The 13,254-nt window shown below is 56.1% G+C and carries 12 protein-coding genes, 2 tRNA genes and 1 riboswitch; of the genes, 7 read left to right on the top strand and 7 right to left on the bottom strand.

Annotated features, from left to right (window positions below):
* Positions 1-15 precede the first annotated feature (15 nt).
* A complete protein-coding gene (locus AC07W0_RS28480) occupies positions 16-1,515 on the bottom strand; it encodes a PAS domain-containing sensor histidine kinase (RefSeq protein WP_102618143.1) in 1,500 nt (499 codons plus the stop codon).
* Positions 1,516-1,776: 261 nt separating this feature from the next.
* Between AC07W0_RS28480 and AC07W0_RS28475 the strand changes: the two genes are divergently transcribed.
* Together AC07W0_RS28475 and AC07W0_RS28470 are read left to right on the top strand one after the other, a co-directional pair.
* Positions 1,777-3,399: an acyl-CoA synthetase gene (locus AC07W0_RS28475; protein WP_017846813.1), complete on the top strand. Its 1,623-nt coding sequence runs from the start codon at positions 1,777-1,779 to the stop codon at positions 3,397-3,399.
* Between the two features lie 886 nt (positions 3,400-4,285).
* Positions 4,286-7,018, top strand: a complete 2,733-nt coding sequence (locus tag AC07W0_RS28470) for a cation-transporting P-type ATPase (RefSeq protein ID WP_102618144.1) — start codon at positions 4,286-4,288, stop codon at positions 7,016-7,018.
* Positions 7,019-7,299: 281 nt separating this feature from the next.
* Here AC07W0_RS28470 and ppa read toward each other — a convergent pair whose 3' ends face one another.
* Genes ppa through crcB form a run of 3 tightly spaced genes read right to left on the bottom strand, consistent with a single transcriptional unit; the run spans position 7,300 to position 8,580 of the window.
* The gene (gene ppa, locus AC07W0_RS28465) at positions 7,300-7,830 is read right to left on the bottom strand and encodes an inorganic diphosphatase (protein ID WP_017846811.1); all 531 of its coding nucleotides are present in this window, start codon (positions 7,828-7,830) and stop codon (positions 7,300-7,302) included.
* A 2-nt stretch (positions 7,831-7,832) separates the two neighbouring features.
* A complete protein-coding gene (locus AC07W0_RS28460) occupies positions 7,833-8,186 on the bottom strand; it encodes a DUF190 domain-containing protein (RefSeq protein WP_017846810.1) in 354 nt (117 codons plus the stop codon).
* 10 nt (positions 8,187-8,196) lie between these two features.
* Positions 8,197-8,580: a fluoride efflux transporter CrcB gene (crcB, locus tag AC07W0_RS28455; protein ID WP_017846809.1), complete on the bottom strand. Its 384-nt coding sequence runs from the start codon at positions 8,578-8,580 to the stop codon at positions 8,197-8,199.
* A 138-nt stretch (positions 8,581-8,718) separates the two neighbouring features.
* Positions 8,719-8,780: riboswitch (Fluoride riboswitch) on the bottom strand.
* A 356-nt stretch (positions 8,781-9,136) separates the two neighbouring features.
* On the opposite strand from crcB, the gene AC07W0_RS28450 reads away from it, so the two are divergent.
* The gene (locus AC07W0_RS28450) at positions 9,137-9,424 is read left to right on the top strand and encodes a hypothetical protein (protein ID WP_017846808.1); all 288 of its coding nucleotides are present in this window, start codon (positions 9,137-9,139) and stop codon (positions 9,422-9,424) included.
* A 66-nt stretch (positions 9,425-9,490) separates the two neighbouring features.
* Here AC07W0_RS28450 and AC07W0_RS28445 read toward each other — a convergent pair whose 3' ends face one another.
* A complete protein-coding gene (locus AC07W0_RS28445) occupies positions 9,491-11,119 on the bottom strand; it encodes an ATP-binding response regulator (protein WP_046482595.1) in 1,629 nt (542 codons plus the stop codon).
* A gap of 113 nt (positions 11,120-11,232) precedes the next feature.
* Here AC07W0_RS28445 and AC07W0_RS28440 point away from each other — a divergent pair, with 113 nt between their 5' ends.
* The 4 genes from AC07W0_RS28440 to AC07W0_RS28425 all read left to right on the top strand — a co-directional run bounded on the left by AC07W0_RS28440 (position 11,233) and on the right by AC07W0_RS28425 (position 12,974).
* Positions 11,233-11,835, top strand: coding sequence for a response regulator transcription factor (locus tag AC07W0_RS28440; RefSeq protein ID WP_102618145.1), 603 nt, complete (start codon positions 11,233-11,235; stop codon positions 11,833-11,835).
* Between the two features lie 186 nt (positions 11,836-12,021).
* Complete coding sequence (locus tag AC07W0_RS28435; protein WP_102618146.1) at positions 12,022-12,372, top strand: integrative conjugative element protein, RAQPRD family; 351 nt, start codon at positions 12,022-12,024, stop codon at positions 12,370-12,372.
* The gene (locus AC07W0_RS28430; RefSeq protein WP_102618147.1) at positions 12,369-12,602 is read left to right on the top strand and encodes a TIGR03758 family integrating conjugative element protein; all 234 of its coding nucleotides are present in this window, start codon (positions 12,369-12,371) and stop codon (positions 12,600-12,602) included. Before AC07W0_RS28435 ends, AC07W0_RS28430 begins: the two co-directional genes overlap by 4 nt.
* A gap of 54 nt (positions 12,603-12,656) precedes the next feature.
* Positions 12,657-12,974, top strand: coding sequence for a TIGR03745 family integrating conjugative element membrane protein (locus tag AC07W0_RS28425; protein WP_256580844.1), 318 nt, complete (start codon positions 12,657-12,659; stop codon positions 12,972-12,974).
* Between the two features lie 124 nt (positions 12,975-13,098).
* Here the strand turns inward: AC07W0_RS28425 and AC07W0_RS28420 are convergent.
* A tRNA-Gly gene (locus AC07W0_RS28420) sits at positions 13,099-13,174 on the bottom strand.
* Between the two features lie 3 nt (positions 13,175-13,177).
* Positions 13,178-13,253 (bottom strand) — tRNA-Glu (locus AC07W0_RS28415).
* Position 13,254 lies beyond the last annotated feature (1 nt).

Raw genomic sequence — 13,254 nt, 5'->3', positions numbered from 1 at the left:
GCTTGATTCCTCTTCTTATTGTGGAGCGCCGCTCTGCGCGAGGGTGGGCAAGCGGCAGCACATTTGCAGCCCGACCGGCATCGGTTCGGCCTGCAACTCGCCACCGAAGCCTTCGATAATGCTGCGGCTCATGGACAAGCCCAGGCCCAGGCCATTGACCTTGCTGGTATAGAACGGCGTGAATATCTGTTCCAACTGCGCCGGCGAGACACCGGGGCCCTGATCGCTCACGTCGATCTGCACCCACCCGTCACGCTGCGCCAAGGCACTCATGACGATGAGCGAGGGCTGGCCGGGATGGGCTTCGCGATTCGCCTCGATGGCATTGCGCAGCAGGTTCAGCAGCACCTGTTCCAGCAACACCCGGTCGGCGTAAATCAGCGGCAGATTATCCGGCAGGCGATCCTCGATCGTCACCTGACAATCGCTGGCCTCCCAGGCACACAGGCGCACCGCTTCGCGGGCGACCTCGCCGGGGTTCAGCGCCTCCATGCGGCGGCGCCCCTTGCGCAGAAACGCACGCAAGCGCTTGATCACTTGCGCGGCGTGATTGGCATGCACCGAAATCCGCTCCAGGCCTTGAGCCACCCGTTCGGCCGCCGGCGAATCGCTGCCCATCGCGGCCAGATAACGCTGGCTGGCGTTGGCGTAATTGACCACCGCCGCCAGCGGCTGATTCATTTCATGGGCGATACCCGATGCCAGTTCACCCAGGGTCACCACGCGCGCGGTGTGCGCCAGTTCGTCCTGATGATGGCGTTGCTGGGCCTCGCGCAGCTCGCGTTCGGTCAGGGTGGTTTCCTCGGCCTGGACCCTGGCAGTGATGTCGCGGGACACGCTGACCACCTCCACCACCGCGCCGGTGTAGGTCTCGCGGATCGCCCGGCAGGCGGTTTCGAACCACAGGTAATGGCCCTGGCGATGGCGGATGCGATAGGTCATGGTGTAATAACCGTCCTGCTCCAGGCCCTCCCGGGCGCGCCGCACCAACCCCGCCAAGCCCTGCCGATGGAACAGGCGCTGCGCCCGAGTCCCGCGCAATTCCCCCGGCCAATAGCCCAGCAAGGCCCAGGAAGCCGGTGAAGCGTCGAGAAAAGCGCCATCCGGGGTGTGCCGGGAAATCAGGTCGGTGGTGTTTTCGATGATCAGCCGATACAGGCGCCGCGCCTTGGTGGATTCACGCTCGGCGACAATCTGCGCGCTGGCTTCCCGGCAGCGCGCCAGCACGCGGTTTTCATCCGGGTCGGGAATGAACGTCCACACCAGAATGCGCTCGGCGAACTGTGCCTCGACGTTTTCGATCGCCCGCTGCTGCCCCAGGCACGCCTGCACCAGCGGCAAGCAATTGATCGGCAACAGGTTCATACAATCGACCAGGGACAACTGCTCAAGCAACGCCAGCAGCGCGGCGTTGAACTCCAGCGGCCGAGCCTGGGCATCGAGCAGCAGACTCGGCTGCGGGTCATGCCTGAGCAGCGGCGAACCGCCTGTCAAGCGCACGGAGTTGCCGATCATCATAGAACCTATACAGGGAGGGGAACGTCGAGGTCAGCGGAAGCGTTTCATCAAGATATAGTACATATACTATACAACACAGGTAGTACTTCCATATATCTGCGCGGACAGTATATAAAAGCCGCCGGAGAAGTCATTGAGCTTTTCCCGCAGGGACCGGCGTGCCAACGATAAAGCCTCAAGGCCGGCACCGTCAGCTTAACTGCCGTTACCAGCGTCTCGAACAATAGAGCTAATAATCAGCCACCGGGTATCCGCACCATGTCCATTTTCGACCAAGGCCTCGAGCCGACCAGCGTTAATCACATTGCTCTTTCGCCTTTAAGCTTCATTGAACGCACTGCCAGCGTTTATCCCGATTACCCTGCCGTGATCCACGGATCGATACGCGCCACCTGGGCGCAAACCTACAGCCGTTGCCGGCGCCTGGCCTCGGCCCTGGCCGGTCGCGGGATCGGCAAAAACGACACCGTGGCCGTCATGCTGCCCAACATCCCGGCCATGCTCGAAGCGCATTTTGGCGTGCCGATGATTGGCGCGGTACTCAATGCCCTCAACGTGCGCCTGGATGCCGAGGCCATCGCCTTCATGCTCGCGCACGGCGAAGCCAAGGTACTGATCGCCGACCGTGAGTTCCACGATGTGGTGCATGCGGCCATCGGCATGCTTGACCATCCGCCGCTGGTCATCGACGTCGACGACCCGGAATACGGCGAAGGCCAGCCGGTCAGCGACCTGGACTACGAGGCGTTTCTCGCCGAAGGCGATCCGGATTTCGCCTGGCAGTGGCCTGCAGACGAATGGCAAGCCATCTCGCTGAACTACACCTCGGGCACGACCGGCAACCCCAAGGGTGTGGTCTACCACCACCGCGGGGCCTACCTGAACTCCCTGGGCAACCAAATGATCTGGGCGATCGGCAACCACCCGGTGTACCTGTGGACGCTGCCGATGTTCCACTGCAACGGTTGGTGCTACCCATGGATCATCACGGCCTTGGCCGGGGTCCATGTGTTTCTGCGCCGCGTCGACCCACAGAGAATCCTCAACCTGATCCGCGAGCATCAGGTCACCCACTTGTGTGGCGCGCCAATCGTGCTCAACGCCCTGGTGAACATGCCCGACTCGGCCAAGGCTGCCATCGACCACCCGGTGAACGCGATGGTCGCCGGCGCGGCGCCACCCGCCAAGGTCATCGGCGCTGTGGAAGAAATGGGCATCAAGGTAATCCACGTCTACGGCCTGACCGAAGTGTACGGCCCGGTGACCCTGTGCGCCTGGCACTCGGAATGGGATGAGCTGCCCCTGGAAGAACGCGCCCAGATCAAGGCGCGCCAGGGTGTGCGCTACCCGACCCTGGAAGGCGTGATGGTCGCCGACCCGAAAACCCTCGAACCCACCCCCCACGATGGCCACACCATCGGTGAGATTTTCATGCGGGGCAACACGGTGATGAAAGGCTATCTGAAGAACCCGACGGCAACCGCCGAGGCGTTCGAAGGCGGCTGGTTCCACACCGGCGACCTGGCGGTGACCCATCCTGACGGCTATGTCGAAATCCGCGACCGGCTCAAGGACATCATCATCTCCGGCGGCGAGAACATCTCCACCATCGAACTCGAAGGTGTGCTGTACCGCCACCCGGCAATCCTCGAAGCCGCGGTCGTCGCCCGCCCCGATGAAAAATGGGGTGAAACGCCGTGCGCCTTCGTCACCCTCAAGGCCGACCACCAGAACGTCCGCGAAGCCGACATCATCAGCTTCTGTCGCGAACACCTGGCGGGCTTCAAGGTGCCACGCACGGTGGTGTTCACACAGCTGCCGAAGACGTCGACAGGCAAGATCCAGAAGTTCATGCTGCGCGACATGGCGAAAAAGCTCTAGGCCGTTTCCATCAAGCCCGAACGTTGCGCGCACACGCTCGTGTCCGATTGAACGGCATGGACGCTAGCTGACGGGATTGATGCCGCCAACCTCAACCGATGCCCTCCTCTATGGAGGGCATTGTTTTTTGTGCAGGCGCGGTTGAGGTGTGTCGGATAGCCCGAAGCGCTCAAGCCACCCTCAGCAGATGCAATATTTGATTTATCGCAGAAACGAAAAAAGACGCCGAAGCGTCTTTTTTTCGCTGACTCCCAGGCCCGATGGACACTGCGAATCAAAAATTGGAGCGGGAAACGAGACTCGCATCTGGTGTCCGACCCATTGAAATTTAAGGGTTCTATTTCCCCCCTTAAATAGTAAAAGACTCAATTCTGGAATTGTTTTTGGGGTGTATCAAGGGCCAAGGCGGAGGTGATTCCGCGAACGACCACCCAGTCCCAGCTCCGAGCCATTTGCCTGACATTAGTGACGACTAAATAGTCCTAACCGATGGATGGACTTAAATTGGGCGCACCAATATGCGAGGTTTAACAAGGCAAAATATAAATATTGCAGAAGCCGCATGCCATATACTGAATAAACTGAGTTTTTGCAAAAATCAGCAGTAGTATTTATATTTATCCGTTTTTGCTACGAGCTATGTTTGGGTGTCTGCACCACTATATGAAAATCTGGAAATCTAAATTTTCCAGCAAAACATTTTGATACACTACTTGGCACTAATAATTTGATTTATATCAATGATTGCCAACCTGTTGTTTGCGTTACATCTATAGTTCCTGTCAGTTAGATGGAAGATAGGATGTAAGAGCGGAAAACTATTACGCTCGCTCATGACCACCTCAGCCCGTTTCAGTCGAGCTGTGTGCACAGGAGATGATTATTGATGACGCAGGTGGTCGATGCAGCAGCTGAGCAAACACCAATCTCCCCGCATTCTGTGGCCTGGCACTCCTTGCCTGCAAAGGAGGTGACGAACCTGCTTGAGGTTAATGAGCGTGTCGGGCTGGAGGCCGCCGAAGTTCAAGCCCGGCTTGACCGCACTGGTTTCAATCGTTTGCCAGAAATAGCACGGCGACCCGCGTGGCTGCGATTCATGCTGCAATTTCACAACATTCTGATTTATGTGCTTCTAGGATCCGCTGCGATTACCGCGATGCTGCAACATCTGTGGGATACGGTAGTGATTCTGGCTGTGGTCATTGCAAACGCAATCATTGGCTACGTCCAGGAAGGCAAAGCGGAAAAAGCCATGGATGCTATCCGGCAGATGCTGGCACCGCACGCCGCCGTGATTCGCGCAGGCGAACGCTTAAGTGTTGTGGGTGAGGAACTGGTACCGGGCGATATCGTATTGCTAGAGGCGGGAGACAAAGTCCCTGCTGATTTACGTCTGCTGCACGCAAACAGACTACAGATTCAAGAAGCCATTCTTACCGGTGAATCCATACCAGTAGAAAAACATACCGAACCTGTGGGGCTTGAAGCCGCCCTGGGTGATCGTACATGCATGGCATTCAGCGGCACCCTCGTAACTTGCGGGCAAGCAACAGGGGTTGTCGTAGCGACCGCAGCAGCAGCTGAAATCGGACGCATCAGCACTCTACTTGCAGGTGTAGAAACGCTGACCACCCCGCTGGTGCAGCAAATGAACGTGTTTGCCCGTTGGCTGACGATATTGATCTTGTTAGTCGGCGGCCTTTTGCTCGTGTTTGGCCATTATGTTGGGCACTACGAGTTCACCGAGATCTTCATGGTCGTGGTGGGGATGTCGGTAGCGGCGATACCTGAAGGGCTGCCCGCCGTCCTTACCATCACGCTGGCTGTCGGCGTTCGGGCAATGGCTCGCCGCAACGCCATCGTGCGTCGCCTGCCTGCCATCGAGACGCTCGGCTCGGTATCCGTCATCTGTACTGACAAGACCGGGACACTCACCCGCAACGAAATGATGGTGGCATCGGTCGTCACGAGCGATCTCATCTTCACGGTCGAGGGCGCTGGTTATCAGCCAGCGGGAAGCATCAGTCTTTCAGATCAGCCAGTCGACATATCAACTCACCCTGCGTTGGCAGAACTGGGGCGAGCAGCTGGCCTGTGCAACGATGCGGTGCTGCGCCTGCATGACGATTTATGGAAGGTAGAGGGTGACCCGATGGAGGGAGCCTTGCTGGCATTTTCCGGAAAGACCGGTATTGATAGCGATGAAGATCATCAGGCCTGGCCCCGCACCGATGCCATTCCGTTTGACGCGAAACACCGCTTCATGGCGACCCTGCATCACAACCATGATCGACATGCCTCTATCTATGTGAAGGGCGCGCCAGAGCAAATACTGGCCATGAGCACACAGCAGCTCGTAAACGCTGGCGGGACTGAACCGCTCAATGCGGACTACTGGCACGAACAGGCAAACGCCATTGCTGCCAAGGGGCAACGTGTATTGGCATTTGCAGTTAGATCAGTTCCTCCCGAGCACACCGTGTTGGAGTTTGGGGACGTACAAGGAAGGTTAACCCTGCTGGGCATGGTCGGACTGATTGACCCGCCTAGACCCGAGACGATAAAAGCAGTTCAACAATGCCAAGCAGCAGGCATTGTCGTAAAAATGATCACTGGCGATCACGGCGGTACCGCAGCCGCTATCGGTCGGCAGATTGGCCTGCAAAATCCCGACAGTGTGTTGACCGGCGTAGACCTAGACGCCATGAACGATGCCGCTCTGAAGGAGGCGGTAAAGCACGTCAATATTTTTGCGCGCACCAGCCCTGAACATAAGCTCAGGCTGGTAATGCTGCTGCAATCCAATGGCATGACAGTGGCCATGACCGGCGATGGCGTGAACGATGCCCCCGCGCTGAAGCGTGCCGATGCGGGTATCGCCATGGGAGGAAAAGGCAGTGAAGCCGCCAAGGAAGCCGCAGACCTGGTGCTGGCCGACGACAACTTCGCATCCATCGTGGCGGCAGTGCGCGAAGGGCGGACAGTCTACGACAACATCAAGAAAGTGCTGAGCTGGACGCTGCCGACCAACGCGGGGGAGACCATGACTATCATTGTGGCCCTGCTGCTCGGTCTTACACTGCCGGTCACGGCGATACAGATTCTATGGATTAATCTCATAACCGCAGTAACGCTCGGCATCGCATTGGCATTCGAGCCCACCGAAGAGAACACCATGCGCAGACCGCCTCGTTCGCGCAAGGAGCCACTCATAAGCGGTGCGTTGGTTTGGCATATGGTGCTTGTTTCTATTCTGTTCCTCTGTGGTGTTTACGGCATTTTTTCGTATGCGCTCGACCGTGGCTACTCCGTGGAGTTGGCCCGAACCATCGTGGTGAATACGCTAGTCGTGATGGAAATATTCCATCTGTTCTTCATTCGTAATCTCTACAGCACATCGCTTTCCTGGAAGGGCATTCGTGGCACCAAGGTCGTGTGGATGATCGTCGCAGTGGTGACCTTGGCCCAGTTCGCCATTACCTACGCGCCACCTCTGCAAAAGGTGTTTGCCACAGAAGCGATCCCCTTCCTTGATGGCCTCCTGATCATCGGCGTTGGTGTTGCGCTCTTTGCGATCATCGAGATTGAAAAACAGATTCGAATCCGCCTGTCCGAGTAAAACTGATTGCAAGCTGGCAATCCCCTAACGCCAAGCATCTTCATGCCACTGAAAGAGGATTGAGAAAATGCATAAAATACTTGATAGCACGACCCCATAAGTGGGTGATCAAAGGGGATGCTCTGGAAAGGCTTTGATTGAGTTGAGTCATGCGCAACATAAGCCATCCACTTTTCCACGCGTGTGGTTCCCTCGACATTTGATGTTCCGAACGACTGAGAGGCAAATCACTTGCCCCTCAGTTCCTACTCCCGGCTGATGAATTCAATCTGGAGTGAAACCTACTTGGGGGTATACGCAGCTACCGACTTGCGAATCTCTTCCCGCGCCTCATCTGCGCTTCCCCAACGGCCCATCTTCACCCACTTACCCGGTTCCAATGTTTTGTAGTTTTCGAAGAAATGCTGAATCTGTGCGAGTAGTAGCGCGGGAAGGTCTGAACACTCTTTCACGTCGCTGTACATAGAACTCAGTTTGTCATGAGGCACAGCGATCACTTTGGCATCGGCTCCGGCCTCGTCCGTCATGTACATCACACCAACCGGGCGACTACGAATGACAACACCAGGCGATACCGGGTAAGGGCAAATCACCAGAACGTCCAAAGGATCGCCGTCATCGCTCAACGTATTTGGAATGAACCCATAGTTGGCAGGATAGAACATCGGCGTACTCAGGAAGCGGTCAACGAAGATCTGTCCGCTTGGCTTGTCCACCTCATACTTGATCGGCAAGTGGTTTGCAGGAATCTCGATAACGGTGAAGAAGTCATCGGGAATGGCGTTCCCTGCTGGGATGTCCGCGTAGCTCATGTTCATAGCTCCGAAGTTGTGGAAGGGGCTGAACGGGAAGGCGTTTTTCCAAGAGTGCCCATCTCGATTGGCGTCTTCGTGAAAAACACCGATATTTCCTCAGAGTCCAGTCGTTTGAACAATCGTTCGGCCTCATCTTCCGTGATTGCCAAGCGAATCTCCGTGGGTTGATCCGCCAGCTCAAAAAAATGTGATGAATGCAGTTTCCCGGTGTGCCCAAACCCTTCGATTCCAGTGCAGAGCGTGGCGCCGCGTAACCCCATTTCTTTAGCCACGTCGACTATCCATTCGCCTAGCATTTTTCCCTGATAACGACGGTTTTGTTGGGTGAAGAAAACGACCATATAGCCTTTCATTTCTATCTCCTCAGCGAGTACCAATCATTTGGTAGGACAGAAGCCCGGCAGCGGTCATCGCCAACGAACCTAAGACGTGCAATGAAATTGAGCCGAGCGCCCAGAGCAGCCTGCCTTCCTGAATCAAGGCAACCGTTTCGGCTGAAAATGTAGAAAAGGTGGTAAGCCCGCCACAGAAACCCGTGATGATCAGAAGACGCCACTCTGGACTAAGGGTAGGAGATGCGGCCAAGAAGGCTATGGCCAAACCGATGATGTAACCCCCAACCATGTTCGCGACCACAGTGCCTGGAGGAATCGTAGGGAATAGGGCATTCAGCTTCATCCCCAATAGCCAACGCAACCAGGCTCCAAGTGAAGCACCCACGGCAATGACGATTAATGACTTCAGCATGGTGAGTCCTCCTCATCAGACCTGAGTGGACTAAATGGCAAGCGGCTCGCGCTGAAAGAAAAGGGAAACTTGAAGGGTAAGATCATAGCCTGTCCTAGATTGGAGGACAGGGAGACGCACCTACGTCCCCTGTCCAGGGTTCACGTAGGCATCATTAGCACGAAGGCGGTTAAAGGAGGAATGCCATCTCCTGTTTTGATCCTATAGCATCAGCGCCAATGACATCAAGAGCAGCTGCATGCGGTCCGCGAGATAGATCTAAACCAAGAGCTTCTACAACAGAGTGAATTAGAGCTGCCGCAGTTTACTCGGATAGCAAATAGCCATTAGCCCATTCGCCCTAATTGCCACCACCTTCGCTTAACACTAACCTTTTCCAGCATTCAAACCGGTCCGACTCGGAAGCAACCGCGTGTTGTGGGCCTGGCTTAACAACATTGAAACGCTTTGCAAGTCGGCCTACAGGACTGCCCTGCGGCTTTCAATACTGCAAATAAAGGACCGGCCGCTGCCGGGAAACCCTCGAAACACTCAACATATATATAAGAAGGTTCATATGAAGTTGTCTTACACAGTTACTGCCCTCACTGTACTCGCCACTTTGGTTGTCGGTCTAACCGGCTGCCAGGTCATCAAGCCAACAGAGAACGACCTTAAGAGTCGAGCACAAAATACTATCGGCAAGCCAATTACCAACATCTCAAACGTACGAAGTGATTTCAACACCACCTACTTCACAGCTAAAACCGCCACCGGGGAATACGCATGTGAACTCCCGAGCGGCCCTGGGGTTGCCCTCGGCTCCATGGGCATGGGGCTAGGCGCCCAGTGCACCAAACAATAATTACGTAAACATCCCTCCTTGGCCGCCCCCCTCCCCCCAACAAGAAGAGAACTCGACTGGCGAGACCTACTGTTCAGTAGTTCGTGCATTCAGTGGTTTCTGACCGAGCTCTCTCAATGTAGCCCGCAACTCAGTTGGGCGGACGGGTTTGGAAAGGATGGCGATCTGACGTTCCCGCAACTGCTGCTGGATCGTCTCTATATCATGCCCGCTGAGAATCAACGCCGGCACCGCCCAACCACGCTGTTGGCGTAGATGGTCTATGCACTCGATGCCAGTGGCGTGGTTGCCCAAGTCATAGTCAGCGACGATGACATCACAATCACTGGAGAGGTTCAGCCCAGTCAATTCCGCTTGTACCGTACACCCCCAACGCTGCAGCAGCGCCTGAGTGGCCAGTAACACGTTGTGATCATCCTCCACCAGACAGACTTTCAATCCTGTCAACAGCCCTGCCTGGTGAACGTCTTCCTGAAGGCTGAGGTTTCGTGGCGGCGTCGCAAGGGGGAAACCAGACAAGCAGACTGATGTCCCATGACCCAACCGCGAGCGGATAGCAACGTCAAGAGCCATCAACTGCCCCAGACGCCTGACGATGGAAAGGCCCAGTCCGACACCTTCAACGTCCTTGTCTCGCTCACGACGGACGCGATAAAACTCTTCGAATACTTTTGGCAGGTGTTCCTTTTCAATCCCCTGCCCCTGATCGTGAACCACGATCGCAAGCCCATCACCGCACTTACGCACACCGATCAGTACAGGCCGCTGGGCACCGTATTTGAAGCAATTGGAAAGTATATTTTGAACCATCGTTGTGAGAAGTGCAGGGTCTGCCCGGACCCAATGGGAGGAAGGCCGCAGATGCAACTCAACACCCGCCCAGCGCGCAGCCTCGACATTCTGGCGCACAAGATCGGCCAGGAAGTCCCCCAGGTGCAAGGTCTGATACTTGGGTAGCACACGGCTATTGTCCAACGTGTAGAGATCGAGAATCGAGCGAAAGAGTTGCGATACATTGAGTAGCGAGCGGTCGATACTGTCCACCAAACGTCGCTCTTCATCGCCCAAGCATGCTTCGCGCAGGCATGCGGTGAATAGACCAATAGAATGGATCGGTTGGCGCAAGTCATGGCTGGCTTGGGCCAGGAACCGCGATTTCTCCAGGTTAGCGGCAACGGCTTCTTCCGAAGCTTTACGAGTACGTTCCAACAGGAGGTGGGCATAAACCGGTATCACCGTGCTGGTGATCATCAGCATCAGCACCATGAATGGCTGCGCCTGCCACGAAGGCGTCAACCAGTAGACAATCAACAATGCCAGTAACGCCAACCCAGTCGCAATTGCAAGGTAGCGCGAACCATAGCGCATACCGTTGCCCAGGTTGACCCAGACCATCACCGCATAAAGCGGTAACGCAGCTTCTGCGCCGACTACCAGACCGAATGAGGTCCCGGTGTAATCGTGAACCATCCCTAATATTCGCCGTGCCGGGTAGTGCCCAGGCCAATGAGCAATGACAAAGCGAAAGCCTATGGAAGCCAACAGAAACACTAAGTAATAAAGGATTATGGGCAAATAAGCATCCACCCTATGCCCGGGCAAAAAGCCCAGCATACTGATATATCCAATGGCGCAGGCAGACACAATGACGCGTAAATTGGCCTGGTCAAGTTCGGTGTTCTTCTCGAACGTCATGGGAAGCATCCTTACGGTATAACCGATGTAAAAATGATAGGTGCTACACGCAACCAACCGGCGCGGCGCTACAGCGGTCCCTAAAATAAAACTGACTCAGGGTAGAGCACGATATGCCATGCAGAATCATTATTGCCGACGATCATCCTATGTTTCGCGAGGGCATGTTGCGCACTGTCCAGCGACTACTTCCCGAGGCAACGGTGGAGCAAGCCGGTGACTTTGAGACTGTAAAGGCGCTGATCAAAACAGGCGAAGAAGTTGACACGCTGATTCTCGACTTGCGTTTTCCAGGCTTGACCTGCATGAGTCACTTGAGTGAGCTGAGACAGCAGTTGCGGCGCACCACGTTAATCGTGGTGTCAATGGTCGATGATCCATCGTTGATCGAACAGATTATGGCGTTAGGTATCGACGGATTTATCGGCAAAAACATCGCCCCGGACGAGATCGGACAGGCACTAGTGGCTATCAGAGAAGGCGATGTTCTCGTCAAGTTTTCGCCATCGGGCCTGCTGCCGTTGCAGACCACTGCTCTCACAGCCCGCCAGCATGAAGTATTGCAGCTGATCGCAAAAGGCAAGACCAATAAAGAAATCGCAACAGAATTACGGATATCTCCCTTTACAGTGCGTATTCATGTGGCGTCGCTGTTACGTTGCTTGAACGTGCCATCACGGGCAGCGGCAGTGGCGAAGTATTCGGGAATCGGTTGAAGGGCAGATTAAAAATACACCAGATTCAAACTAGACATCTTCTTTCGTCTCAATTTCGGATAACTCCGTCAGATGTTTCCCCAATGCCCTGCCGTAAAGCGGTGACGAGCCAATCCCCATTGATTGAGGCGAGCATTGAGCAGCCGTCGCACCATCAGGCCATTCGTACTCACGAGGTCTGATTCGATGGATAGGGTGGCCCCCACATTCAGCTTGCTACGCTCCGGGATGGTTGCCCTGATCATCGGCATCAGCAGCAGTGCCGCTCCGGTCATGGCATCTGAACGCGCTTTTGAACGCGAGCAACTGGCCCTGCTGACCCGTCAACTGGACCAAATCAATCGCCAGGTCGAAGACCTATCAGCTCAGCCCACGCAAGTTCGGGATCGCTACCACTTCGACTACCCACGCCTACGTGAAGACCTCCAGCGAGTACGTGCTGGAGTTCAGGACTACCTGACTCCACAGCGCGCCCAGCCACGCGACCCAACGCCGATGCTCGGTGACTACCGCGACGAGCAGGAGCCCTCGCCATGACTGCCGCCCAACAGGCCACCTTCCAGGCCCACGGCGGATTTACGCCCGCGCGGATGGCGACCTTGTTGCTGTCGGGGGTGTTTGCCGTGCTGTTGCTGTGGGGCGCCTGGGCCATTCGTACCGCCTACACCGGTTGGGCCGAACAGCGTCTGGGCTCGTGGCAGTTTGTCGGGGTGGTCATGCGTTTTGTCGCGCGGTACCTGGTGTTGACGTTTTTTCTTCTGTCCTGATCCGAGGGAGCTGCCGTGATGAGCCATCATTTTTCATATGGTCTTCGTAGCCGGATGCTGGTGCTGCTGATGGGCGCTCCGGCATTGGCCGTTGCGCAGGGCCGTCTGCCCACGCTGGAGGATCCGTCCCGCGGTGTCGGCAGCGGCATTCTGCAACCCCTGCAGAACTACAGCTACGACATCATCCTGCTGATCGCCCTGTTGGTGGTGGCCTCAATGCTTATCGGCGTCTGCTATCACGCCTACACGCGCTATTCGGAGATCCACACCGGGCGCGCGACCTGGGGCCAGTTTGGGTTGACCGTCGCAGTCGGTGCGATCTTGCTGGTGGTGGGCATCTGGTTACTGACCAAGGCCACCGGGATCTCGTGATTTCTGGACTAAAAAAGTCCGGATACCGGTGGTTTTCGACAGATCGCACCGGAAACGAAAAAAGACGCCGAAGCGTCTTTTTTTCGCTGACTCCCAGGTCCGATGGACACTGCAAATCAAAAATTGGAGCGGGAAACGAGACTCGAACTCGCGACCCCGACCTTGGCAAGGTCGTGCTCTACCAACTGAGCTATTCCCGCAAATGGCGTCCCCTAGGGGACTCGAACCCCTGTTACCGCCGTGAAAGGGCGGTGTCCTAGGCCACTAGACGAAGGGGACA

Source organism: Pseudomonas sp. GW704-F2, assembly GCF_059423025.1.
The sequence above is the reverse complement of the archived record's forward strand: the minus strand, read 5'-3'. Positions and strand labels throughout refer to the sequence as shown.

Excerpts from the sequence above, each read along its gene's own strand:
- AC07W0_RS28480 (WP_102618143.1), bottom strand. The coding sequence starts at position 1,515 with ATGATCGGCAACTCCGTGCGCTTGACAGGCGGTTCGCCGCTGCTCAGG.
- AC07W0_RS28475 (WP_017846813.1), top strand. The coding sequence starts at position 1,777 with ATGTCCATTTTCGACCAAGGCCTCGAGCCGACCAGCGTTAATCACATT.
- AC07W0_RS28470 (WP_102618144.1), top strand. The coding sequence starts at position 4,286 with ATGACGCAGGTGGTCGATGCAGCAGCTGAGCAAACACCAATCTCCCCG.
- ppa (WP_017846811.1), bottom strand. The coding sequence starts at position 7,830 with ATGAGCTACGCGGACATCCCAGCAGGGAACGCCATTCCCGATGACTTC.
- AC07W0_RS28460 (WP_017846810.1), bottom strand. The coding sequence starts at position 8,186 with ATGAAAGGCTATATGGTCGTTTTCTTCACCCAACAAAACCGTCGTTAT.
- crcB (WP_017846809.1), bottom strand. The coding sequence starts at position 8,580 with ATGCTGAAGTCATTAATCGTCATTGCCGTGGGTGCTTCACTTGGAGCC.
- AC07W0_RS28450 (WP_017846808.1), top strand. The coding sequence starts at position 9,137 with ATGAAGTTGTCTTACACAGTTACTGCCCTCACTGTACTCGCCACTTTG.
- AC07W0_RS28445 (WP_046482595.1), bottom strand. The coding sequence starts at position 11,119 with ATGACGTTCGAGAAGAACACCGAACTTGACCAGGCCAATTTACGCGTC.
- AC07W0_RS28440 (WP_102618145.1), top strand. The coding sequence starts at position 11,233 with ATGCCATGCAGAATCATTATTGCCGACGATCATCCTATGTTTCGCGAG.
- AC07W0_RS28435 (WP_102618146.1), top strand. The coding sequence starts at position 12,022 with ATGGATAGGGTGGCCCCCACATTCAGCTTGCTACGCTCCGGGATGGTT.
- AC07W0_RS28430 (WP_102618147.1), top strand. The coding sequence starts at position 12,369 with ATGACTGCCGCCCAACAGGCCACCTTCCAGGCCCACGGCGGATTTACG.
- AC07W0_RS28425 (WP_256580844.1), top strand. The coding sequence starts at position 12,657 with ATGCTGGTGCTGCTGATGGGCGCTCCGGCATTGGCCGTTGCGCAGGGC.